Source organism: Streptomyces sp. LaBMicrA B280, from assembly GCF_049222185.1.
GTDB classification, from domain to species: Bacteria; Actinomycetota; Actinomycetes; order Streptomycetales; family Streptomycetaceae; genus Streptomyces; species Streptomyces murinus.
Genome location: NZ_JBMJCT010000011.1, coordinates 1 through 24,828, shown reverse-complemented (window position 1 = coordinate 24,828; position 24,828 = coordinate 1). Strand labels below are relative to the sequence as shown.

The 24,828-nt window shown below is 74.7% G+C and carries 13 protein-coding genes and 3 pseudogenes; all 16 read left to right on the top strand.

Features of this window, described 5'->3' with window-relative positions:
- Nucleotides 1-61 precede the first annotated feature (61 nt).
- The gene (locus ACLF5H_RS10370; RefSeq protein ID WP_421675767.1) at nt 62-961 is read left to right on the top strand and encodes a class I SAM-dependent methyltransferase; all 900 of its coding nucleotides are present in this window, start codon (nt 62-64) and stop codon (nt 959-961) included.
- Nucleotides 958-1,158 carry an MbtH family protein gene (locus ACLF5H_RS10365; RefSeq protein ID WP_421675766.1) on the top strand — a complete coding sequence of 67 codons (201 nt, stop codon included), beginning with the start codon at nt 958-960 and terminating at the stop codon, nt 1,156-1,158. Before ACLF5H_RS10370 ends, ACLF5H_RS10365 begins: the two co-directional genes overlap by 4 nt.
- A 33-nt stretch (nt 1,159-1,191) precedes the next feature.
- A complete protein-coding gene (panD, locus tag ACLF5H_RS10360) occupies nt 1,192-1,608 on the top strand; it encodes an aspartate 1-decarboxylase (RefSeq protein ID WP_086807897.1) in 417 nt (138 codons plus the stop codon).
- Complete coding sequence (locus ACLF5H_RS10355; protein WP_421675765.1) at nt 1,605-2,414, top strand: thioesterase II family protein; 810 nt, start codon at nt 1,605-1,607, stop codon at nt 2,412-2,414. The genes panD and ACLF5H_RS10355 overlap by 4 nt, the downstream gene beginning before the upstream one ends.
- 99 nt (nt 2,415-2,513) lie before the next feature.
- Nucleotides 2,514-3,356 (top strand): hypothetical protein, encoded by an 843-nt coding sequence (locus tag ACLF5H_RS10350; RefSeq protein WP_086807228.1) that lies wholly within the window; start codon nt 2,514-2,516, stop codon nt 3,354-3,356.
- 1 nt (nt 3,357) lies between these two features.
- Nucleotides 3,358-4,101 (top strand): SDR family NAD(P)-dependent oxidoreductase, encoded by a 744-nt coding sequence (locus ACLF5H_RS10345; RefSeq protein ID WP_421675764.1) that lies wholly within the window; start codon nt 3,358-3,360, stop codon nt 4,099-4,101.
- An 80-nt stretch (nt 4,102-4,181) separates the two neighbouring features.
- Nucleotides 4,182-4,991: a phytanoyl-CoA dioxygenase family protein gene (locus ACLF5H_RS10340; RefSeq protein WP_421675763.1), complete on the top strand. Its 810-nt coding sequence runs from the start codon at nt 4,182-4,184 to the stop codon at nt 4,989-4,991.
- A pseudogene (locus ACLF5H_RS10335) lies at nt 4,988-5,440 on the top strand (alcohol dehydrogenase catalytic domain-containing protein); the annotation flags it as partial. The gene ACLF5H_RS10340 and the pseudogene ACLF5H_RS10335, both read left to right, overlap by 4 nt.
- Before the next feature lie 325 nt (nt 5,441-5,765).
- Nucleotides 5,766-6,179: a zinc-binding dehydrogenase gene (locus ACLF5H_RS10330; protein ID WP_421676173.1), complete on the top strand. Its 414-nt coding sequence runs from the start codon at nt 5,766-5,768 to the stop codon at nt 6,177-6,179.
- 80 nt (nt 6,180-6,259) lie between these two features.
- A complete protein-coding gene (locus ACLF5H_RS10325; RefSeq protein ID WP_421676172.1) occupies nt 6,260-7,825 on the top strand; it encodes a beta-ketoacyl synthase N-terminal-like domain-containing protein in 1,566 nt (521 codons plus the stop codon).
- On the top strand, nt 7,752-14,414 hold the full coding sequence (locus ACLF5H_RS10320; protein ID WP_421676171.1) for an SDR family NAD(P)-dependent oxidoreductase: 6,663 nt from the start codon (nt 7,752-7,754) through the stop codon (nt 14,412-14,414). Before ACLF5H_RS10325 ends, ACLF5H_RS10320 begins: the two co-directional genes overlap by 74 nt.
- Nucleotides 14,415-14,458: 44 nt before the next feature.
- Nucleotides 14,459-18,340 carry a type I polyketide synthase gene (locus ACLF5H_RS10315; RefSeq protein WP_421676170.1) on the top strand — a complete coding sequence of 1,294 codons (3,882 nt, stop codon included), beginning with the start codon at nt 14,459-14,461 and terminating at the stop codon, nt 18,338-18,340.
- A pseudogene (locus tag ACLF5H_RS10310) lies at nt 18,337-19,554 on the top strand (SpnB-like Rossmann fold domain-containing protein); the annotation flags it as partial. The gene ACLF5H_RS10315 and the pseudogene ACLF5H_RS10310, both read left to right, overlap by 4 nt.
- 24 nt (nt 19,555-19,578) lie before the next feature.
- The gene (locus ACLF5H_RS10305) at nt 19,579-20,982 is read left to right on the top strand and encodes an SDR family NAD(P)-dependent oxidoreductase (protein ID WP_421676169.1); all 1,404 of its coding nucleotides are present in this window, start codon (nt 19,579-19,581) and stop codon (nt 20,980-20,982) included.
- A gap of 119 nt (nt 20,983-21,101) precedes the next feature.
- Nucleotides 21,102-23,837, top strand: a pseudogene (locus ACLF5H_RS10300) (beta-ketoacyl synthase N-terminal-like domain-containing protein); the annotation flags it as partial.
- 492 nt (nt 23,838-24,329) lie between these two features.
- Nucleotides 24,330-24,828: S-adenosylmethionine synthetase N-terminal domain-containing protein (locus ACLF5H_RS10295; protein ID WP_421675762.1), on the top strand; the 499-nt coding region annotated here is incomplete at its 3' end.

The following is a 24,828-nucleotide window of genomic DNA, read 5'->3' as shown; positions in this document are numbered from 1 at the left end:
GCCGGTCCCGGCCCAGTACGTCCCGATCGACCACCAGAACGACGACCCGGAAAGAAGACCCATGACCACCGTGACCCCGCCCGCCGCCGCCGACCTCGCCCAGACCCCCGGCGCGGACCCGGAGCGCCCGTCCTCCTACTACCAGCCCGGCGAGCACCACGCGCCCCAGAACGAGATCCACCGGCTGCGCCAGCAGGTCGCCGCGTCCTGGAACAAGGAGCTGCGCGTCCTGCGCGAGTTCGGGCTGACCGAGTCCTCCGACGTGCTGGAGGTCGGTTCCGGCCCCGGCTACATCACCGAGCGGCTGCTCCAGGAGGTGCCGCAGGGCACCCTCACCTGCCTGGAGCTCAACGAGGACCTGATCGAGCACGCCCGCGGCCACCTCACCCCGGCCCGCCCCGACCAGCTGAGGCTGGTGCAGGGCTCGGTCCTGGACAGCGGGCTGCCCGACGACTCCTTCGACCTGGTGCACGCCCGGCTGGTCCTCCAGCACGTGCCCGGCACCCCGGACGTGCTCGCCGAGGCCCACCGGGTGCTGCGCCCCGGCGGCCGGCTCGCCGTCATCGACGTCGACGACGCCCTGTGGGGGCTGCTGCACCCGCAGCCCGACCTGCCCGAGTTCGACGAGGTGGTGCGGCTGCGTATCGAGCTGCAGGCCAGCCGCGGCGGCAACCGGCTGATCGGCCGGGAGCTGGGCGGCCTGATGCGGGACGCCGGGTTCACCGACATCAAGGTCGAGGCCGTCGCCATCTCCAGCGAGGAGGTCGGCATGGACGTACTCGCGCCCCAGCTGGACATCCGCTCCCGCACGCACGCCATGGTCTCCGTCAACCCGGCCGCCGAGCGGCCCTGCGAGATCGTCGCGGACGCCATGGACGAGTTCGTGGCCCGCCCCGACGCCTCCATGATGCTGGTGTTCTTCATGTTCTCCGGCACCAAGCCGGGCGGTGACGCCCGATGAGCACCGCCGTCACCACCTGGGCCGTCGTCGTCAACGACGAGGAGCAGCGCTCCGTCTGGCCGGCCGACAGCGAACCCCCGGCCGGCTGGCGCACCCTCGGCTTCACCGGCAGCCGGGAGGAGTGCCTGACCCGTATCGCCGCCGAGTGGACCGATCTGCGCCCGGCGAGCCTGCGCCGCCGCATGAGCGCCGCCTGACCGCTTCGCCAAGGACAACAGGAGACGACACCCATGTACCGGACCATGTTCAAGTCCAAGATCCACCGGGCCACGGTGACCCAGGCCGACCTGCACTACGTCGGCTCCGTCACCATCGACGCCGACCTGATGGAGGCGGCCGACCTGCTGCCCGGCGAGAAGGTCGACATCGTGGACATCGACAACGGCAACCGCCTGTCCACGTACGTCATCGAGGGCCCGCGCGGCACCGGCGTCATCGGTATCAACGGAGCCGCCGCCCGCCTGATCAGCCCCGGCGACCTGGTCATCCTCATCGCCTATGCCACCGTCACCGACGCCGAGGCCCGCGCCCTGAAGCCCCACGTGGTGTTCGTGGACCGCGACAACCGGGTGCTGCACCAGGGCTCCGACCCGGCCGAGGTACCCGAGGGCGCCCCGCTGCTGCGCGGTGACCTCGTCGCCTCATGATCGGCGCCCCCCTGCCCGCCCCCGGGCGGGCGCTGCCCCTCGACCACCCCGGACCCTGGCTGCGCCGCTACCACGGGCGGCCGGTCCGGGCGGCGGCCACCCTGGTCTGCCTGCCGCACGCCGGCGGCTCGGCCAGTTTCTACTACCCCTGGTCCGAGGCCCTGTCGGCCCGCTACGACGTGCTCGCCGTGCAGTATCCGGGCCGTCAGGACCGGCACCGCGAACCCTGTCTCACCGAGATCGGGGCCCTCGCCGGGGCCCTCGCCGCCGAGCTGGCGGCGACCGTGCCGGCGGACCGGCCGCTGGTCCTCTTCGGGCACAGCATGGGCGCCGTCGTCGGCTTCGAGACGATCCGGCACCTGGAACGCTTCCGCGCGCCCCGCTCCCCGGATCTGTTCTTCGCCTCCGGCCGCCGGGCGCCCGCGCTCAGCCGCGACGACGGCATCCACCGGCTGCCCGACGCCGAGCTGCTCGCCGAGCTGACCCGGCTCGGCGGCACCGACGCCCGCATGCTCGAAGAGCCGGAACTGATCCAGCTGGTCATGCCCACCGTCCGTGCCGACTTCACCGCCGTGGAGACCTACACCCCCGAGGACGGCGCCGCCGTGCGCTGTCCGGTGGTCGCCCTGCTCGGCGACAGCGACCCGCGGGTCACCGCCGAGCAGGCGGCAGCCTGGCACGACCACACCACCGCCGGCTTCGCCCTGCGGGTCTTCCCCGGCGGCCACTTCTATCTGAGCGAACAGCTCGACGCGGTCCTCGCCACCGTCACCGCGCACGTCGACGCCCTGCGGGCGACGACCTAGGGGCGGGATAGGGGTGTGGCCGTCAAACACCCCCTCGTACGGTCGGAACAACGGACCACTCGAAGACCTGTTCCTTGAGTAATCATCCTGGAGAAACACGTGGGAACAGCCACCGCCCCGGGGCGGGAAAACGTCAGCAGCAATCAAACCCCTATCTACGTCCTCTTCGACGCGGAAACCGTCGAATCCCCCGAGAAACTGACCCGTGATCACTTCGTCCGGCTCGCCGCCGGCACCCTGGGCGCGGTCGTCGTGCGGAACTTCGCCTCCGCCGAGGAGAACGCGGGGGTCCTGCGCGGTCTCGACACCTGCCCCATGGGCTCCTACGACGAGGAGATCGTCGTACCCCGGATCCCCAAGCTGGGCCCGGCCGCGTACGACCACTACGACGCCCACGGACTGGGCGGCGCCTACTGGCAGGACGCCGAGGAGTCCGCGCGCCACCGCTCCGTCCTGCTCGACGGCGGCGACCCGGTGCGGCCGGCCGTGGACCGCATCCACCGTGCCTGGGGCGGCGCGATGCGCCCCGCCACCGCGGACGGCCGCGAGATGTACGCCGGGATGATCCGCGAGACCACCGGCGGCATGAAGATGCACTGGGACGAGATCGGCCGTGAGATGCCCGGCACCCTCGACGAGCCGGTCATCGCGCAGCTCGGCTTCAACTGGTACCTGTCCATGCCCGCGGCGGGCGGCTCCACCAAGATCTTCCGCCGCCGCTGGCTGCCGGGCGACGAGGCCTACCGCGACGGCTACGGCTACGCCGAGGAACTCGCCGAGCGCGAGCCCGGCGTCGTGGTCACCCCCCGCGCCGGCGACGCGGTGTTCTTCGACCCCCGCAACTACCACACGGTGCGCGGCAACGAGGGCCCCGGCCGCCGGGTCGCCCTGTCGTTCTTCCTCGGCCTCACCGCCGACGGCACGCTCACGTACTGGTCCTGACATGACCGGACGGCGCACAGCGGTGGTCAGCGGCGGCACCCGGGGCCTCGGGCTGGCCCTCAGCCTGCGCCTCGCCCGGCTCGGCCACCACGTCTACGCCCTCTACCGCGGAGACAAGGCCGCCGCCGACGAGGCGGCGGCCGCCGGCCGCGGCCGGATCGAGCCGGTACGCCTGGACGTGGCCCGGCCCGAGCAGGTGCGGGCGGGTTGTGAGCGGATCCTCGCCGCGGGCGGCGCCCCCGAGGTGCTCGTCAACAACGCGGGCGTCAACCGCGACCGGCCCTTCCTCGACCTCGGGGACGAGGACTGGGAGGAGGTCCTCGCGGTCAACCTGTCCGGCCCGTTCCGGCTCACCCGGGCGCTGGCCCCGGCGATGCTCGCCGCAGGCGGTGGCACCGTCGTCAACGTGGGTGCCACCACCGCGATCCGGCCCCGTGCGAACGGCGCGAACTACTGCGCCGCCAAGGCCGGACTGCTGCAGCTGACCAAGTGCCTGGCACTGGAACTGGCCCCGACCGTGCGGGTCAACGCCCTGATCCCCGGTTTCACCGACACCCCCGAGGTCGTGGAGCGCTACCGCCTCGACGATCCGGGCCGGCGCGCGGAGATCCTGCGCACGATCCCCGCCGGGCGCATCGGCACCCCACAGGACGTCGCCGATGCCCTGGAATTCCTGGTGACCGCCACGAGCGGTTATGTCACCGGCCAGCAGATCATCGTGGACGGCGGGAATTTCATGGGATAGCCGCCGCTCCCCGAATTCCCTGGAACGGCCCGCCCGCTCACCTCGCCAAAGAATTCCGCCAATGCTCGGAGAGGATTTCCATGCGTCTGACCCAGGAACAGACAGACCGCTATCACGAGGACGGATTCCTTCTGCTGGAATCCCTCTTCTCAGCCGACGAGACCGCGGTGCTCGGCGCGACGTTCGAACGGGACGCCGCGGTCCCCGGCCCGCAGCGTGTCGTCGAGGAGGACGGCGAGCGGGTCCGCGCCGTCTATGCCTCCCACCAGCGCCAGCCGGAGTACGCCGGCCTGATCCGCGACCCCCGGCTGCTCGTCCCGGCGCACCAGCTGCTCGCCGAGGACGTCTACCTCTACCAGCTGAAGATCAACGCCAAGCCGGCCTTCGGCGGTGAGAAGTGGGCCTGGCACCAGGACTACGCGGCCTGGCGCATCGCCGACAACCTGCCCGCCCCCCGCCAGGTCAACGTGGCCATCTTCCTCGACGACGTCGACGAGTTCAACGGCCCGGTCATCTTCCTGCCCGGCTCGCACCGCTCCGGACTCGTCCAGTCCGGCCGGCACGCCACCCGCTCCGAGCAGCACCTCGACCCGGACGACATCTCCCTCACCCCCGAGCAGCTGGCCGGCCTGGTCGCCGAGCGCGGCATGGCCAGCCCCAAGGGCCCGGCCGGCTCGGTGGTGCTGTTCTCCTCCGAGATCGTGCACGGCTCGGCCCCCAACATGTCGCCGTCGCCGCGCCGGCTCGCCATCATGACGTACAACTCCACCGCCAACCTGCCCAGCTGGTCGGGCGAGCCGCGCCCCGAGTACGTGGTCGGCCGGGACACCGAACCGCTGGTCCCGCTGGCCGCCGGCTTCCTCGACGCGCTCGAGGGGGCCCTCGTATGAGCAAGGTCGGGGACAAGGCCCGCGCGGTCGTGCTGGAGCGCTTCCGGGAACCGCTGCGGCTGCGGGAGTTCGAGGTCCCGGAGCCACCCGCGGGCGGCATGCTCGTCAGCTGCCGGCACGGCGGGATCTGCGGCACCGATCTGCACCTCCAGCAGGGCCACCTCGCCATCCCCACCCCGCTGGTCCTCGGCCACGAAGGACTGGGCACCGTCGAGGAGTTCGGGCCCGGCACCCCGCACCGGGACGCCGCCGGCGCCGAACTGCGCGCGGGCGACACGGTGATGTGGGCGTCCTCCATCGCCTGCGGCACCTGTGTGCCCTGCCGGCTCCACCGTGAGCCGACGCTGTGCGAGAACCGGCGCACCTACGGCGTCAACCGCGCCCTCGCCGACGGCTCTTCGCTCGCCGGCGCCTGGGCCGAGGCGATCGTGCTGCACGAGGGCGCCACCGTGGTGCGGCTCGACGACGGTGTCGACCCGCTCGCCGCCATGGCCTTCGCCTGCGCCGGACCCACCGTGGTGCACGCCCTGTACGAGCGGCGCCCGGTGCGGCTCGGCGAGACCGTCGTGGTCCAGGGCGCGGGCCCGGTCGGCCTGGCCGCCGCCGCGCTCGCCCAGCTGGCCGGCGCCGCCAAGGTGATCGTGGTCGGCGGCGCCATGATGATCGACTACGTCACCGCGAACAAGACCCTCGACCCGGCCGACTTCGCGGTCACCAACTGGAAGCTGACCCAGGCGGGCACGCGCCCTCGCGGCCGGGGCCGGCATCGGCCATGTGCACATCGACATCACCGGGCCCGGCGGGGTCGAGGCCGCGCTGGAGCGGGTGCTCGCCGAGACCGGCGGGCGGGGCGCGGACCTGGTGATCGAGTGCGCGGGCGTGCCCGCGGCCGTCGCCCAGGGGCTGACGCTGGCCCGGCGCGGCGGCTCGTACCTGATCATCGGCCAGTACACGGATGCCGGGGACACCCTGCTCAACCCGCACCAGATCGTGTACCGGCAGCTGGACGTGGTGGGCTCCTGGGCGTTCACCGGCGCCCATCTCACCGAGTACGTCCGGCTGTTGCCGGCCCTCACCGCCCGCTTCGACCTGGGCGCGCTGGTCACCTCCTTCCCGCTGGCCGAGCACGAGGCGGCCCTGAGCGCCGTCGCAGGACAGTCGGTGCTGAAGGCGGTCCTGTCCAGCTGACCGGACCTCCGTCGCCCGGTACCACCCGCGCACCCATCACCACAGCCAAGCCCACGACAGCCAAGGGGACACGAGTTCAGATGCGTACAGGAGAGGGGACCACGCCCCCCGGGCACGGCGTCGAGAACGAGGCCGTCGCCGTCGTGGGCATGGCCTGCCGGGTCGCGGGCGCAGACTCGCCGGAGGAGTTCTGGCGACTGCTGGCGAGCGGCACGGACGCGGTCGGCCGTGACGAGGCGACCGGGCGCCGGGCCGGCCGGATCGCGCACAAGGACCGGTTCGACGCGGCGTTCTTCGGCATCTCCCCGCGCGAGGCCGCCGCCATGGATCCGCAGCAGCGGCTGATGCTCGAACTCGCCTGGGAGGCGCTGGAAGAGGCCCGGATCGTCCCGGCCACCCTGCGTGCCACCCCCACGGGCGTCTTCGCCGGGGTCATCAACGACGACTACGCCACCCTGGTGCGCCGCACCGGCCCGGCCGCCGTCTCCGGCCTGACCGCCACCGGTCTGCACCGCGGCATGGTCGCCAACCGCGTCTCCTACCTGCTGGGACTGCGCGGCCCCAGCCTGACCGTCGACTGCGCCCAGTCCTCCTCGCTGGTCGCGGTCCACCTGGCCTGCGAGAGCCTGCGGCGCGGCGAGTCCGGCCTCGCCCTGGCCGCCGGTGTCAACCTGATCCTCGCCGAGGAGAGCACCCTCGGCATGGAACGCATGGGCGCCCTGTCCCCGGACGGCCGCTGCCGCACCTTCGACGCCGGCGCCGACGGCTACGTCCGCGGGGAGGGCGGGGCCGTCGTCGTCCTCAAGCGGCTCGCCGACGCCCTCGCCGACGGCGACCGTGTGCACGCGGTCATCCGCGGCGGCGCCGTCAACAACGACGGCGGCGGCACCAGCCTCACCGCACCCGAGCGCGCCGCCCAGGAGGACGTGATCCGGGCCGCCCTGCGGCGCGCCGGCGTCACCCCCGAGGACATCGGCTACGTCGAGCTGCACGGCACCGGTACTCCGGCCGGTGACCCCGTCGAGGCCGCCGCCCTGGGTGCCGTGCTCGGCACCGCGCGCGGCGCGGCGGGCCCCCTCCCGGTGGGCTCGGCGAAGACGAACGTCGGCCATCTGGAGGGCGCTTCGGGCATCGTCGGACTCGTCAAGGCGGTCCTGTGCCTGACCCACGGCTCCGTCCCGGCCACCCTCCACCACCACACCCCGAACCCCGCGATTCCGCTGGACCTGCTCGGCCTGAGCGTCCCCACCGCCCCGGCCCCCTGGCCCGCCCGGCCGGACCGCCCGCGCCACGCCGGCGTCAGTTCCTTCGGCATGGGCGGCACCAACTGCCACCTGATCGTCTCCGAGGCCCCCGCGACCCTGTCCCCGGCCACCCCGGCCACCCCGGCACCCCCCGCTCCGGCCATGCGCGTGCTGCCGTTGTCGGGGCGTTCGGAGGGTGCGTTGCGGGCGCAGGCCGGGCGGTTGCTCCGGTGGTGGGCGGCGCGTCCGGAGGTGTCGGCGGTGGATGTGGCGTGTGGTCTGGTGTCGTCGCGTTCGGTGTTCGAGCGGCGTGCGGTCGTTCGCGGTGATGGTGTCGTTGGCGGCGGTGTGGCGGTCGTGGGGTGTGGAGCCCGCGGCTGTGGTGGGTCATTCGCAGGGTGAGATCGCGGCGGCGTGTGTGGCGGGTGCGTTGTCGCTTGAGGATGCGGCGCGGGTGGTGGCGTTGCGCAGTCGGGTCATCGCGCGTGGTCTGGCGGGGCGCGGCGCGATGGCGTCCCTCGCCCTGCCCGCCGGGCAGGTGGCCGAGCTGCTGCGCGACGAGCGGTACGCCGGTGCCGAGATCTCGGTGGTCAACGGCCCGCTTTCCACCGTCGTCGGCGGGCGGCCCGACGCCCTCGACGCCCTCGCCGCCGACCTGGAGCGCACCGGTGTGCGGGTGCGCCGCCTCCCCGTCGACTACGCCTCGCACTCCGTGCACGTGGAGGAGATCGAGGACGAGGTGCGCACGGCGCTCGCCCCCATCACCCCCATGACTCCCGACATCCCCTTCTATTCCACCCTGTCGGCCACCCGCATCGACGGCGAGCCGCTGGACGCCGACTACTGGTACCGCAACCTGCGCGGCACCGTCCGTTTCCAGGACACGGTCGAGGCGCTGCTCACCGACGGCCGTGCCGCCTTCGTGGAGTGCAGCGCCCACCCGATCCTCGTCGCCGCCGTCCAGGAGATCGCCGGGGAGCGGGACCTTCCCGTCGCCGTGACCGGCACCCTGCGCCGCGACGACGGCGGCCCGGACCGGCTGCTGCGCACCCTCGCCCGGGCCCACACCCTCGGCCTGCCCGTGGACCTCTCGCCGTACGTGGCGGGCGGGCGGATCGTGGACCTGCCGACGTACCCCTTCCAGCGCCGCCGGCACTGGCTGCCGGGCCTGCCGGAGCCGGAGACGGCCCTGCCCGCGGACGGCGGCAGCGGATCCGCCGCCACCGGGTCCCCGGCGGACTTCCCGGACGAGACCGCCGAGGACTCCTCCCCGCGCTCCGCGCTCGCCGGCCTCGCGCCCGCCGAGCGGCGGCGGCACCTGCTGCGGCTCGTGCGTTCCGCCGCGGCCGCCGTGCTGGGTCTGGACGGTCCCGACGCGGTCGAGCCCGCCCTCCCCTTCAAGAGCCAGGGTCTGGAGTCCGTCACCGCCGTCGAGCTGCGGGACCGGCTGTGCGCCGCCACCGGACTGACCCTGCCCACCACCCTCGTCTACGAACGCCCCACCCCGCGCGATCTGGCCGGTCATCTGGCGGACGCACTCGGCGACCCGGCGGCCCCCGCGCCGGCACCGGCGGCGGAACCCGGCACCGGCACGGCCGTCGAGCGCCCCGCCGACGAGCCGGTCGCGATCGTCGGGATGGGGTGCCGTTTCCCGGGTGATGTGCGTTCCCCGGAGGATCTGTGGCGGCTGGTGGTCGGTGGTGGTGACGCGGTGGGCGGGTTCCCCGAGGACCGGGGCTGGGACCTGGAGGACCTGTACGACCCGGAGCCCGGCCGGGCCGGGAAGTCATACGTCCGTGAGGGTGCTTTCCTGCGCTCGGCGGCCGAGTTCGATCCGGGTTTCTTCGGGATCTCGCCGCGTGAGGCGACGGCGATGGATCCGCAGCAGCGGCTGTTGCTGGAGACCGGCTGGGAGGCGCTGGAGCGGGCCGGTATCGACCCGACCGCCCTGCGCTCCACCGCCACCGGCGTGTTCATCGGCGCCATGGCCCAGGAGTACGGCCCCCGGCTGTACGAGCCCCAGGAAGGCACCGAGGGGCACCTGCTCACCGGCGGCACCATCAGCGTGGCCTCCGGCCGGATCTCCTACGTCCTGGGCCTGGAGGGCCCGGCGGTCACGGTGGACACCGCCTGCTCCTCCTCGCTGGTCGCCCTGCACCTGGCGGTACGGTCCCTGCGCTCCGGCGAGTCCTCGCTCGCGCTGGCGGGCGGCGCGGCCGTGATGGCCTCGCCCGGCATGTTCGTGGAGTTCGCACAGCAGCGCGGCCTGGCCCCCGACGGGCGCTGCAAGGCGTTCTCCGCGGACGCGGACGGCACCGGCTGGGGTGAGGGTGTCGGCGTGCTGGTGCTGGAGCGGCTGTCGGACGCGGTGCGCAACGGGCACCGGGTGCTGGCCGTGGTGCGGGGCAGCGCGGTCAACCAGGACGGCGCGAGCAACGGCCTCAGCGCCCCCAACCGGCTCGCCCAGGAGCGGGTCATCCGGCAGGCGCTCGCCGACGCGGGCCTCGGCCCCGCCGATGTCGACCTGGTCGAGGCGCACGGCACCGGCACCCGCCTCGGCGACCCCATCGAGGCGGAGGCGCTCCTGTCGACCTACGGCAGCGACCGGCCCGCCGGGCGCCCGCTGCTGCTCGGCTCGCTGAAGTCCAACATCGGCCACACCCAGGCCGCCGCCGGCATCGGCGGAGTGATCAAGGCTGTGATGGCCGTCCGGGAGGCGGTCGTACCGCCCACCCTGCACGCCGCCGAACCGACCCCGCACGTGGACTGGTCGGCGGGCACGGTGGAGCTGGTCACCGAGGCGCGGCCGTGGCCGCTGACCGGCCGGGTGCGCCGGGCCGCGGTCTCCTCGTTCGGGATCAGCGGCACCAACGCGCACGTCGTCCTGGAACAGGGTCCCGAACCCGCGACGCCCACGACCGGCCCGGAGCCCGCCCACCCTGTTCGCGTGCTGCCGTTGTCGGGGCGTTCTGAGGGTGCGTTGCGGGCGCAGGCCGGGCGGTTGCTCCGGTGGTGGGCGGCGCGTCCGGAGGTGTCGGCGGTGGATGTGGCGTGTGGTCTGGTGTCGTCGCGTTCGGTGTTCGAGCGGCGTGCGGTGGTGGTGGGTGAGGGGCGTGCCGAACTGGAGTGTGGTTTGCGGGCGTTGGCCGGGGGTGAGGAGTCGGTCGCGGTGGTGCGTGGTGGGGTGGTTTCCGGTGTGGGTGAGGGTGTGGTGTTCGTGTTCCCGGGTCAGGGGGCGCAGTGGGTGGGGATGGGTGCGGAGCTGTTGGACGTGGTTCCGGTGTTCGGTGAGTGGATCGGTTTGTGTGAGGCGGCGTTGGCGCCGTTCGTGGACTGGTCGTTGGTGGATGTGTTGCGGGGGGTTGCGGGTGCTCCGGGGTTGGGGCGGGTGGATGTGGTGCAGCCGGTGTCGTTCGCGGTGATGGTGTCGTTGGCGGCGGTGTGGCGGTCGTGGGGTGTGGAGCCCGCGGCTGTGGTGGGTCATTCGCAGGGTGAGATCGCGGCGGCGTGTGTGGCGGGTGCGTTGTCGCTCGAGGATGCGGCGCGGGTGGTGGCGTTGCGCAGTCGGGTCATCGCGCGTGGTCTGGCGGGGCGCGGCGCGATGGCGTCCCTCGCCCTGCCGACGGCCGAGGCCGAGAGCCGGATCGCCGCCGTCGGCGGGGGAGTGGGCGTCGCCGCCCGCAACAGCCCCCGTACGACCGTCGTCTCCGGCCCGCGCGAGGCCGTCGCCGAACTCGTCGAGCGGTGCGCCGCCGAGGGCGTACGGGCCCGTCTGATCCCCGTCGACTACGCCTCGCACTCCGTGCACGTGGAGGAGATCGAGGACGAGGTGCGCACGGCGCTCGCCCCCATCACCCCCATGACTCCCGAGATCCCCTTCTACTCCACCCTGTCGGCCACCCGCATCGACGGCGAGCCGCTGGACGCCGACTACTGGTACCGCAACCTGCGCGGCACCGTCCGCCTGGACGAAACCGTGCGGCTGCTCGCCGAGGAGGGCCACCGCTGCTTCGTGGAGGCGTCCGCGCACCCGGTGCTCTCGGCCGCCGTCCAGGAGACGGTGGAGGCCGCGACCGGCGCCGAGCCGGTGTTCGCCGTCGGTTCGCTGCGCCGTGACGACGGCGGTCCGCGCAGGTTCGCCGGCTCGGCCGCGGAGGCGTGGGTGCGGGGCGCCCCGGTCGACTGGGCCGCGCTGTACGGGGAGCATCACCCGGCCCCGGTGGACCTGCCGACGTACGCCTTCGAGTCCGCCCCGTACTGGCTGCTGCCCGAACGGCGGTCGGCGGCCCCGCGCGACCTCGGCGTGGAGCGGGCCGGGCACCCCTTCCTGGGCGCCCGTGTCGATCTGGCCGACGGCGGCCCGGCCGTCTTCACCGGCCGGATCCGGCCGCGCGAGCACCGCTGGCTGAACGACCACGCCGTGCTCGGCACCGTGCTGCTGCCCGGCACCGCGTTCGTGGACCTCGCCCTGCACGCCGGCGCGGCCGTGGGCCTGCCCGCGGTGGACGAACTGGTGCTGCACACCCCCCTGGCCCTCACCCCCGACACGGCCGTACAGCTCCAGGTCCTGGTCGGGGACGCCGACCACGAGGGCCGCCGCCCGGTCTCCGTGCACTCCCGCCCCGAGCCGGACGGGACGGGCACCGCCCGGCCGTGGACCCGGCACGCCGAGGGCCGCCTCGCCGCCGCGGCGCCCGCCGCACCGGACGGCGGAGCCTGGCCGCCCGAGGGCGCCACCCCGCTCGACCTCACCGACCGCTATCCCGCCCTGCTCGCCCAGGGCTACGAGTACGGCCCCGCCTTCCAGGGCCTGACGGCCGCCTGGCGGCGCGGGGAGGACGTCTTCGCCGAGGTCGTCCTCGACGCCTCGGCCCCGGCCGCCGACGGCTTCGGCATCCATCCGGCCGCCCTGGACGCGGCGCTGCACGCGATCGGGCTGCTGCCGGGCGCCGGGCCGACGGCCGGGTCCGGCACCGAGGGCGCCCCCGCCCCCCTCCTCCCCTTCGTCTGGACCGGTGTCCGCCTGCACGCCCTGGGCGCCGGTACCCTGCGCGTCCGGCTGACCCGCGCCGACGACGCGGTCGCGGTGTCCCTCGCCGACCCCGCAGGACAGCCGGTCCTCAGCGCCGACGGTCTCGTCATGCGGCCCGTCGACCCGCGTCGGCTGGCCGGTCTCGGACACCGCTCCGACGCGCTGTTCACCGTCGACTGGACGCCCGTACCGCTCGCCGCCGAACCGTACGCGCCCGGCACCGCCGTGGCCCTGTGCCACCCGGGCACCGCGCCCGCCGCCCTGCCGCACACCACCGCGCACGCCGGCATGGACGGGCTCCTGAAGGCCCTGGACGCCGGTGCCGCCGCGCCCGAGCTGCTGCTCCTCGCGCTGCCCGGCGACGACGCCCCCGATCCCGTCAGCGCCACCCACCGGCTCACCGGATGGCTGCTGGAGACGGTCCAGCGGTGGCTCGCCGACGAACGGCTGGCCCGGACCCGGCTGGTGGCGGTCACCTCCGGCGCCGTGGCCACCGCCGCCCAGGCCGGGACCCCCGCACTCGCCCAGTCGGCCGCCTGGGGCCTGCTGCGGACCGTGCAGACCGAGACGCCCGGCCGCTGCCTGCTGCTGGACACGGACGACGCCTCCGCCGCCCTGCTGCCCCGGGCGGTGACCACCGCGCTCGCCCTGGCCGAACCGCAGCTCGTGCTGCGCGACGGCGGCGCCGCGGTCCCGCGTCTGACGCACGCCACACCCCCCGCCGACCCGGCCCGCCGCGTGCTCGACCAGGACGGCACCGTCCTGGTCACCGGCGGCACCGGCACCCTGGGCGCGCTCATCGCCCGCCACCTGGTCACCGAGCACGGGGTACGGCACCTGGTGCTGGCCGGCCGCCGTGGCGAGGCCGCGCCCGGGGCCCCGGAACTGGTGGCCGAGCTGGCCCGGCTCGGTGCGCGGGCGCGGGCCGTGGCCTGTGACGCGGCCGACCCGGACGCGCTGCGCGCCACCCTCGACGGCATCGACGCCGCGCACCCGCTCACCGCCGTCGTGCACGCCGCCGGACTGCTGGAGGACGCCACCGTGCCCGCGCTCACCCCGGGTGCGCTGGAGCGGGTGCTGCGGCCCAAGGCGGACGCGGCCTGGCACCTGCACGAGCTGACCCGTGACCACGACCTGTCCGCGTTCGTGCTGTTCTCCTCCGTGGCCGGCACCCTCGGCCTCGGCGGTCAGGCCAACTACGCGGCGGCCAACGCCTTCCTGGACGCCCTCGCGCACCGCCGACGGGCCGAGCGGCTGCCGGCGGTCTCGCTCGCCTGGGGCCTGTGGGAGCAGGCCAGCGGCATGACCGGCGCGCTGTCCGACGCCGACCTGGCCCGGATGGCCCGCTCAGGCGTCGCGCCACTGCCCACCGGCGAGGCGCTGCGACTGCTCGACACCGCGCTCGTGGGCGACGCCCCGCTGCTGGTGCCGGCCGCCCTCGACACCGCGGCGCCGCGCTCCGGATCGGCCGCCGAGGCCGTACCGCCGATGCTGCGCGGCCTGGTGCGGACACCGGCCCGACGCGCCGAACGGGCCGCAGGCCGGGCGGACGGCGTCGAGCAGGGCCCGGACGGATTCGCCGAGCGGCTGCGCGGCCTGGATCCGGAGAGCCGCCGGCACACCGTCCTGGAGCTGGTCCGCCAGTGCGCCGCGGTGGTCCTCGGACACGGCGGCCCCGACGCCGTCGACCCCGAACGGGCCTTCGCCAAGCTGGGCTTCGACTCGCTCACCTCGGTGGAACTGCGCAACCGGCTGAACGCGGCCACCGGCCTGCGGCTGCCCACCACCCTGCTCTTCGACTGCCCGACCCCGGCCGCCGTCGCCGACCGGGTGCTCGACCGGCTGCTGCCCGCCGCGGCCTCCGGGGCGCCGGAAACGGAAGCGGTCCTGGAGCAGCTGGCGTCGGCCAGCGACGACGAAATCTTCTCGTTCATCGAAAGCGAACTCGGCATCTCATGAGGAGTGTTGGCCGGATGTCTCAAGAGGACAAACTCCGCGACTACCTGAAGAAGGTCACGACCGACCTCCACGCCACCCGGCAGCGGCTGCGCGAGCGCGAGGAGCGCGACCAGGAGCCGGTCGCGATCGTCGGGATGGGGTGCCGTTTCCCGGGTGATGTGCGTTCCCCGGAGGATCTGTGGCGGCTGGTGGTCGGTGGTGGTGACGCGGTGGGCGGGTTCCCCGAGGACCGGGGCTGGGACCTGGCGGACCTGTACGACCCGGAGCCCGGCCGGGCCGGGAAGTCGTATGTCCGTGAGGGTGCTTTCCTGCGCTCGGCGGCCGAGTTCGATCCGGGTTTCTTCGGGATCTCGCCGCGTGAGGCGACGGCGATGGATCCGCAGCAGCGGCTGTTGCTGGAGACCGGCTGGGAGGCGCTGGAGCGGGCCGGTATCGACCCGACCGCCCTGCGCTCCACCGCCACCGGCGTGTTCATCGGCCTGATGTACCACGACTACACCGCCCGCATCGGCCCGCTGCCCGCGGAGTACGAGGGCTACGGCGTCACCGGCGGCTCCTCCAGCGTGGCCTCCGGCCGGATCTCCTACGTCCTGGGCCTGGAGGGCCCGGCGGTCACGGTGGACACCGCCTGCTCCTCCTCGCTGGTCGCCCTGGACATGGCGGTGCGAGCGCTGCGGCGCGGCGAGTGCGGACTCGCCCTGGCCGGCGGCGCGGCCGTGATGCCGTCCCCGACGATCTTCCTGGAGTTCTCCCGGCAGCGCGGCCTGGCCCCCGACGGGCGCTGCAAGGCGTTCTCCGCGGACGCGGACGGCACCGGCTGGGGTGAGGGCGTCGGTGTGCTGGTGCTGGAGCGGCTGTCGGACGCGGTCCGCAACGGGCACCGGGTGCTGGCCGTGGTGCGGGGCAGCGCGGTCAACCAGGACGGCGCGAGCAACGGCCTGACCGCGCCCAGCGGCCCCGCCCAGGAACGCGTGATCCGCCAGGCGCTCGCCGATGCGGGCCTCGGACCCGAGGACGTCGACGCCGTCGAGGGTCACGGTACGGGGACGAAGCTGGGTGATCCGATCGAGGCGCAGGCGTTGATCGAGACTTACGGTCAGGGGCGTCCGGCTGAACGGCCTTTGTTGTTGGGGTCGTTGAAGTCGAACATCGGGCACACGCAGGCGGCGGCCGGTGTGGGTGGTGTGATCAAGATGGTGATGGCGCTGCGGGCGGGTGTGGTGCCGGCGACGCTGCACGTGGGTGAGCCGAGTCCGCATGTGGACTGGTCGGCGGGTGCGGTGGAGCTGGTCACGGAGGCGCGGGCGTGGCCTGAGGCCGGCCGGGTGCGTCGGGCGGCGGTGTCGTCGTTCGGGATCAGTGGTACCAACGCGCATGTGATCCTCGAAGAGGCGCCCGAGGTGCGGGGCGGGGATGGCGTGGCGGAGGGTGTGCTGGGTTCGGCGCCGTGGGTGTGGCCGGTGTCGGCGCGGGGTGCGCAGGCGTTGCGGGCGCAGGCGGCGCGGTTGCTGGAGTTCGCCGAGCGGTGTGCTGAGCTGGAACCGGGTGCGGTGGGGCGGGCGTTGGCGACGGGTCGTGCGGCGTTGTCCCACCGTGGTGTCGTGACGGGTACCGGTCGCGAGGAACTGCTCGCGGGACTCGCCGCCCTCGCCGACGGCCAGGACTCCCCGCACCTCGTCACCAGCGCCACCGAGGCCACCGGCGGCCGCACCGTCTTCGTCTTCCCCGGCCAGGGCTCCCAGTGGACCGGCATGGCCCGCGAACTCCTCGACACCTCACCGGTGTTCCGGACCGCCATCGAGGACTGCGCCCGCGAGCTGGCCCCCTTCGTGGACTGGTCGCTCACCGACGTGCTGCGCGGCACCCCCGGCGCGCCGTCGCTGGAGCGGGTCGACGTCGTCCAGCCCGCGATCTTCGCCATGATGATCGCGCTCGCCGAGGTCTGGCAGGCCGCGGGCGTGCGGCCCGCCGCCGTGATCGGGCAGTCCCAGGGCGAGATCGCCGCCGCCTACGTGTGCGGGGCGCTCAGCCTGACGGACGCCGTGCGGATCGTGGCGCTGCGCAGCCTCATCACCCGCGACCGGCTGGCCGGGACCGGCGCGATGGCTTCGGTGGCGCTGCCCGCCGACCGCGTCGCCGAGCAGCTCGCCACCCACCCCGAGCCGGTCGAGATCGCCTCCGTCAGCAGCCCCGCGGCCACCGTGGTGGCGGGCGCCCCCGAGGTGCTGGACGCGCTGCTCGCCCAGTGGGAGGCCGAGGGCGTACGGGCCCGTCGTATCCCCGTCGACTACGCCTCGCATTCCGCGTACGTCGAGGCGATCGAGGAGGAACTGCTGGCCGCGCTCGCCCCGGTCGCGCCGCGCCGCTCCCGGATCCCCTTCTACTCGACCGTCACCGGCGAGGCGTACGAGACGACCGCCCTGGACGCCGCGTACTGGTACCGCAATCTGCGCTCCACCGTCCGCTTCGCCGACACCACCCGCGCCCTGCTCGCCGACGGCTACCGGGTGTTCGTCGAACCGACCGCGCACCCGCTGCTCACCTCCGCCGTCCAGGAGATCGCCGAGGCCGCGGACCTGCCCGCCGTCACCCTGGAGACACTGCGCCGCGACGACGGCGGAACGGCCCGGCTCAGCCACTCCCTGGCGCGCGCCCATGTGCACGGCGCGCCGGTCGACTGGCGCGCCGTCCTCGGCGGCGGCCGGTCGGCCGACCCCGCAGAGCTGCCCACCTATGCCTTCCAGCACGCCGGCTACTGGCTGGACGCCCCGGCCGCGGCCGGGGACGCCGCCGGACTCGGCCTGGAGGCCCTGGACCACCCGCTGCTGGGCGCCGCCGTGGCCTGCGCGGAGGACGGTACGACCCTGTTCACCGGCCGGGTGTCGCTGCGCACCCACCCCTGGCTCGCCGACCACGCCGTGTCCGGCACGGTGCTGCTGCCCGGCACCGCCCTGCTGGAACTGCTGGTGCGCGCCGGTGACCAGGTGGGCTGCGCGGGCGTCGAGGAACTCGACCTGGCCGCTCCGCTGGCCCTCCCGGCGGACGGCGGGGTCCGGATCCAAGTCACCGTGTCCACGCCCGACGCCTCGGGCGGCCGCGACGCCGGCGTGCACGCGTGCCGTGACGACGACCCGGACGGCGAATGGACCTGCCACGCCGTCGGCCGGCTCGTCCCGGGCCCGGCCGCTTCCGAGGAGGCCGCGCCCGCCGTATGGCCGCCGCGGGGTGCCGAGCGGATTCCCACCGAGGGCGCCTACGAGCGGCTCGCCGCGTCCGGGTACGCCTACGGGGCCGCCTTCCAGGGCCTGAAGTCCGCCTGGCGGCACGGCGACGACCTGTACGCCGAGGTCGCGCTCGGCGCCGACCGGCACAAGGACGCGGCCGCCTTCGCCCTGCATCCGGCGCTGCTGGACGCGGCCCTGCATCCGCTGATCGTGCGCGGCCCCGACGAGCCCGAGCGGGAGGCCGTCCTGCCCTTCGGCTGGTCCGGCGTCCGGCTGCACGCCACCGGCGCCACCGCGCTGCGCGTCCGGCTCGCCCGGCGCGGCCCGGACACCGTGGCGGTCACGGCCTGGGACCCGGCGGGCGCCACCGTGCCACCGTCCTCACCGCCGACGGGCTCACCGTCCGCCCGCTCGCCCCCGGCGCGCTCACCGCGGCGGGCGCCGCCGCCCGGCGTTCCCTGTACGCGGTGGACTGGCTGCCGGTGCGGGACGTGCCGCGAGCCGGTCCCGACCACGGGCCGGTCGCCCTCGGCGGCCACTGGCCGCTGCCCACCCACGCCGATGTCCCGCACCTGCTCGACGCCCTCGGCTCCGGCCCGCGCCCCGCCGCGGTCCTCACCGCCCCGGCGCCCCCGGACCCCGAGGGCGGCCCCGGCGGCACGGGCCTGCTCGGCGCCGTACGCGACCGACTGGGGACGGTGACGGAGCTGCTGCGCGCCTGGCTCGCCGAGGAGCGGTTCGAGGACGTGCCGCTGGTCCTCGTCACGAGCGGGGCCGTGGCCACCGGGCCGCACGAGCTGCCCGCCCCGGTGGACGCGGCCGTGTGGGGGCTGGTGCGCTCGGCGCAGCGCGAACACCCCGGCCGGTTCGTGCTGCTGGACCTGGACGACCCGGACACGCTGCCCGACGGACTCGCCGCGCTCCTCGCCGACGAGCCCGAACTCGCCGTCCGCGAAGGCCGGTTCCTCATACCCCGGCTGACGCGGGCGACCGGTGCGGGCGAACTGTCCGCGCCGGCCGGCACGGCCACCTGGAAGCTGGTCAGCGAAGGCAAGGGCAGCCTGGAGAATCTCGCCCTCGCCCCCGCCCCGGAGGCCGCGGCCGCGCTCGCCCCCGGTCAGGTGCGGATCGCGGTGCGGGCCGCCGGGCTGAACTTCCACGACGTCGTCCTCGCCCTCGGCATGATCGAGGAGGACCAGGACCGCTTCGGCTACGAGGCCGCGGGCGTCGTCGTCGAGACCGGGCCCGGGGTCGACGCCCTGGCCCCCGGCGACCGAGTGCTCGGCCTGGTCCGGGACGGCTTCGGACCCCTGGCCGTCGCCGACGCCCGGCTGCTCACGCGGCTGCCCGCCGACTGGGACTTCACCCGCGGCGCCGGTGTGCCGGTGGCCTTCCTCACCGCCTGCTACGGCCTGACCGACCTGGCCGGCCTCGCCCCCGGCGACACCGTGCTGATCCACGCCGCGGCCGGCGGCGTCGGCATGGCCGCCGTACAGCTGGCCCGCCGCCTCGGCGCCGAGGTGTACGCCACCGCGAGCCGCGGCAAGTGGGACACCCTGCGCGCCATGGGCCTGCCCGACGACCGAATCTGCGACTCGCGCACCCTCGACTTCGAGCACCGGATCCACGAGGCCACCGGCGGCCGCGGGGTCGATGCCGTCCTCGGCTCCCTCGCGGGCGAGTTCGTCGACGCCTCGCTGCGCCTGCTCGCCCCCGGCGGCCGGTTCGTGGAGATGGGCAAGACCGACATCCGCGACCCCGAGCGGATCGCCGCCCGCCACCCCGGCATCACCTACCACGCCTACGATCTGAACCTGGTCGACCCGGACCGCGTCCGGCAGATGCTCGCCGACGTCATGGCCTGGTTCGCGGACGGTAGCTGCCGTCCGCTGCCCACCACCGCCCGGGACCTGCGCCAGGCCCCGGCCGTGTTCCGGCACATGAGCCAGGCCCGGCACACCGGCAAGCTCGTGCTGACCGTGCCCCGCCCGCTCGATACCGGCGGCACCGTCCTGATCACCGGCGGCACCGGCACCCTGGGCGGCCTGGTCGCCCGGCACCTGGTGACCACGCACGGCATCCGCCGACTGCTGCTCACCAGCCGGCGCGGCCCCGCAGCACCGGGCGCGGACGCCCTGGTGGCCGAGCTGGCCGGGCTCGGCGCGCGGGCCGACGTGGTCGCCTGCGACAGCGCCGACCGTGCCGCGCTCGCCGCGGTGCTCGACGGCATCGACCCCGCGCACCCGCTGACCGCCGTGGTACACGCCGCCGGCACCCTGGACGACACCCCCGTCGACCGGCTCACCCCCGACCGGATCGACCGGGTGCTGCGGCCCAAGGCGGACGCGGCCTGGCACCTGCACGAGCTGACCCGTCACCACGACCTGTCCGCGTTCGTGCTGTTCTCCTCGGCCGCCGGCACCCTCGGCACCGCCGGGCAGGCCAACTACGCCGCCGCCAACGCCTTCCTCGACGCCCTCGCCCGGCGGCGCAGGGCCGAGGGCCGGCCGGCCGTCTCCCTCGCCTGGGGGCTGTGGGCGCAGGCCAGCGAACTCACCGGCGCCCTCGGAGCCCAGGACCTCGAACGGCTCGGCCGCACCGGCGTCGCCGCACTGCCCACGCCCGAGGCGCTCGGCCTGCTCGACGCCGGGCTCGCCGCGGTCCGCGCCGACCTGGTCCCGGTCCGGCTCACCACCGCGTCCCGCACCGGAACCGACGTACCGCCCCTGCTGCGGGCCCTGGTCCGGCGCCCCGCGACCCGCCGCAGGGCGGGCACCCTCGCCGACGGGCCCGCCCCCGCCGAGCGGCTCGCGGCCCTGCCCGAGGCGGAGCGGCGACAGGCCCTCCTCGACCTGGTGCGAGAGCACACGGCCGTGGTCTTCGGGCTGGCCGCACCCGCGGACATCGGCCCCAACCAGGTGTTCCGCAAGCTCGGTTCGGACTCGCTCACCTCGGTCGAGCTGCGCAACCGGCTCAAGGACGCCACCGGCCTCAAACTGTCCGCCACCCTCGTCTTCGACCACCCCACCCCGGCCGCCCTCGCCGACCACCTGCACGAACGCCTCGCTCCCGCACTGGCCGGCGGCCCGGAACCGGCGAACTCCGCGGTGTTGTCGTCCGGCGGTGTGGAGGAGCACGAACTGGTGCGGCTGGAGGCCGAGTTCGAGGCCCTGCTGATCACCGCGTCCGACGCCGGGGAGCGCCGCCGCATCGGTGACCGGCTGCGTGGGCTGCTGCGCCGCTGCGCGCCGGAGACCACCGACACCCCGCCGGACACCGACCTGGGGCAGGCGACGGACGACGAACTGTTCGCGGCCCTCGAAGAGGAACTGGGCCTGTCCTGACGGCCTCCAGACCGCTGCACGCGAAGAAGGGTGACACCCCCATGGGGACTTCGAGCAACACCCCCGGCGCCGCCGGGGCCACGGCGCACGGCGGCGCCGACGAGCATCCGGCACCCGGCACCGGAACTGAGGACCGGCTCCGCGACTATCTGCGACGGGCCACCACCGAGCTGCGCGACCTGAAGAAGCGGCTGCGCCAGGCCGAGGAACGCGACAGCGAACCCGTCGCGATCATCGGTATGGCCTGCCGCTATCCCGGCGGCGCCGGCTCGCCCGAAGCGCTGTGGGAACTGGTCGCGGGCGACCGCGACGTCGTGGGGGACCTGCCCGACGACCGCGGCTGGGACCTGGAGAACCTCTACCACCCGGACCCGGACCGCCCCGGCGCCTCTTACGCCCACGAGGGCGGGTTCCTGCGCGACGCCGCCGGTTTTGACGCCGACTTCTTCGGCATCTCCCCGCGCGAGGCCCTCGCCATGGACCCGCAGCAGCGGCTGCTGCTGGAGACCGGCTGGGAGGCGCTGGAGCGGGCCGGGATCGCCCCCACCCGGCTGCGCGGCAGCAGCACCGGGGTGTACGTCGGCGCCATCGCCCAGGACTACGGGCCGCCCCTGCACCAGCCCTGGGAGGGTGCCGACGGCCACCTCCTCACCGGCGGCACCGCCAGCGTCCTGTCCGGCCGGATCTCCTACATCCTGGGTCTGGAGGGCCCGGCGGTCACGGTGGACACCGCCTGCTCCTCCTCGCTGGTCGCCCTGCACCTGGCCATGCAGTCGCTGCGCTCCGGCGAGACCGGGCTCGCCCTCGTCGGCGGGGTCACCGTCATGGCGACCCCCGGCATCTTCGTCGAGTTCTCCCGGCAGCGCGGGATGGCTCCGGACGGGCGCTGCAAGGCGTTCTCCGCGGACGCGGACGGCACCGGCTGGGGTGAGGGTGTCGGTGTGCTGGTGCTGGAGCGGTTGTCGGACGCGGTGCGCAACGGGCACCGGGTGCTGGCCGTGGTGCGGGGCAGCGCGGTCAACCAGGACGGCGCGAGCAACGGCCTGACCGCGCCCAGCGGCCCCGCCCAGAAGCGGGTGGTCCGCAGCGCCCTGGAGAGCGCCGGGCTGACCACCGCAGACGTGGACGTGGTCGAGGGTCACGGTACGGGGACGAAGCTGGGTGATCCGATCGAGGCGCAGGCGTTGATCGAGACCTACGGTCAGGGGCGTCCGGCTGAACGGCCTTTGTTGTTGGGGTCGTTGAAGTCGAACATCGGGCACACGCAGGCGGCGGCCGGTGTGGGTGGTGTGATCAAGATGGTGATGGCGCTGCGGGCCGGTGTGGTGCCGGCGACGCTGCACGTGGGTGAGCCGAGTCCGCATGTGGACTGGTCGGCGGGTGCGGTGGAGCTGGTCACGGAGGCGCGGGCGTGGCCTGAGGCCGGCCGGGTGCGTCGGGCGGCGGTGTCGTCGTTCGGGATCAGTGGTACCAACGCGCATGTGATCCTCGAACAGGCGCCAAAGGCGCAGGGCGGGGATGGCGTGGCGGAGGGTGTGCTGGGTTCGGTGCCGTGGGTGTGGCCGGTGTCGGCGCGGGGTGCGCAGGCGTTGCGGGCGCAGGCGGCGCGGTTGCTGGAGTTCGCCGAGCGGTGCGCTGAGCTGGAACCGGGCGCGGTGGGGCGGGCGTTGGCGACGGGTCGTGCGGCGTTGTCCCACCGTGGTGTCGTGACGGGTACCGGTCGCGGGGAACTGCTCGCGGGACTCGCCGCCCTCGCCGACGGCCAGGACTCCCCGCACCTGGTCCAGGGCGTCCAGAGCGAGGAACGCGTCGGATACGTCCTGCCCGACCCGGCCGGCCCCTGGCGTCGTGCGACCCGTGAACTCCTCGACTCCTGCCCGGTGTTCGCCGAGCATCTCGACGCCTGCCTGACCGGGCTCGGCCCGCATCTGCGGATCGGGGACGTACGCGCCCAGTGGGCCGACTCCGTGAGCGTGCCGTCCGGCACCGCCGAACCGGCCGCCCGCTGTGCGCTGTTCGCTGTGACGGTGGCGCTGGTCCGCACCTGGCGCAAGCTGGGCGTCCGCGTGGACGCCTTCGCCGGCGACCCGGTGCACGGCCCGGCGGCCGCCTGTCTCGCGGGCGCTCTCGGTCTGGACGCCGCCGCCCGCGCCGCCGCCCTGGGCGAGGAGCCCGACCCGGCCCAGCCGACCTGGCTGTGGCTGCGCACCCCCGCCGGCCAGGGCCCGGAGGACACCGGCGACGGTGTCACCTACGTCGAACTGCTGCCCGGCGGCTCGGTCCTCACCGGCCTGCTGCACGCCTACGCCAACGGCGCCGACGTCGACTGGACCGCGGTGGGCGCCCCCCTGCCGCCCGCCGAGCCCCTCGATCTGCCGACCTACGCCTTCCAGCACGACCGTTACTGGCTCGGCGCCCCGGAGCGGACCGTACGGCAGCGCCGGTCGGTCGACTGGCTGCCCGTGGCCCGCCCGTCCGCTCCCCGGGACGGCGGCTGGCTCGCGCTCGTACCGGACGGTTTCGGCGACGACCCGTTCGTCACGGCCGCGGTCGAGGCCCTGGGCGCCGAGGGCGCCCAGGTCACCGTCCAGAACGTCGACCTCGGCAGCGACGAGGAGTCGCTCGTCAAGGCACTCGCCGCCGGGATCGCCGACACCGGCCCGGTCGGCGTCCTCTCGCTGCTGGACGCCGACGCCACCCCCGGCGGTGACGGCGATGCCGCGCCCCGCGGCGCCCTGGCCACCCTGGCCCTCGCCCGGGTACTGCACGAACTCCCGGACGCGCCGGTCCTGTTGTGTGCCACGGACGACACCCGTGACCACCCCGCCCCGGCCGGCCTGGTCTGGGCCGCCTGACCCCGCGGCAGGCGAACCATGACGACCCCCGCAGGGCCGATGACGCGCCCCGCAGGACCGATGACGACCTCCGCAGGGCCGATGACGCGCCCCGCGGTACCCATGACAAGCCGCATGCCCCCCGCCGGGCCCGCCCGCCCCCTGCTCAGGGTTGTGCGCGGCCGGCCCGGCGCGGACGAGCTGGCCGCCGCCACGGTGGCCCTGCTCGCGGTCCTCCGCACCCGCCCGGCCCCGCACCGGCACCAGGTCCGTCGTCTCGTACGTCCGCCACGACCCCGGCCCCGCCCGGAGCGGCGCACCCGCACCGGCCCGCTCCGGCGAGCCCGTCCCCGTACACCCCCGGCACCCGCTACCGCGCCCCCGGCGCCTGGACGGCCCGCCACCGCTTCACCCACCACGACTGAGCGGCCACGAGCCCGCCCCGCAGTCCCGCCCTCCCCCTTGCCCTTCTCCCGTGCCGCCCTGCTGCCCCGCTTCCCTGGAGGAACGACCATGTCCCGCCGCCTGTTCACCTCGGAGTCCGTGACCGAGGGTCACCCCGACAAGATCGCCGACCAGATCAGCGACACCATCCTCGACGCGCTGCTCCGCGAGGACCCGTCCTCCCGGGTCGCCGTGGAGACGCTCATCACCACCGGCCTGGTGCACGTGGCCGGCGAGGTCACCACCAAGGCGTACGCACCCATCGCCCAGCTGGTGCGCGACACGGTCCTCGGCATCGGCTACGACTCCTCGGCCAAGGGCTTCGACGGCACCTCCTGCGGCATCTCCGTCTCCATCGGCGCGCAGTCCCCGGACATCGCGCAGGGCGTCGACACGGCGTACGAGTCGCGTGTCGAGGGTGCCGCCACGGGCGAGCAGGACGAGTTGGACAAGCAGGGCGCGGGCGACCAGGGCCTGATGTTCGGCTACGCGTCCGACGAGACGCCGACCCTGATGCCGCTGCCCGTCTTCCTGGCGCACCGCCTGTCGAAGCGGCTCTCGGACGTCC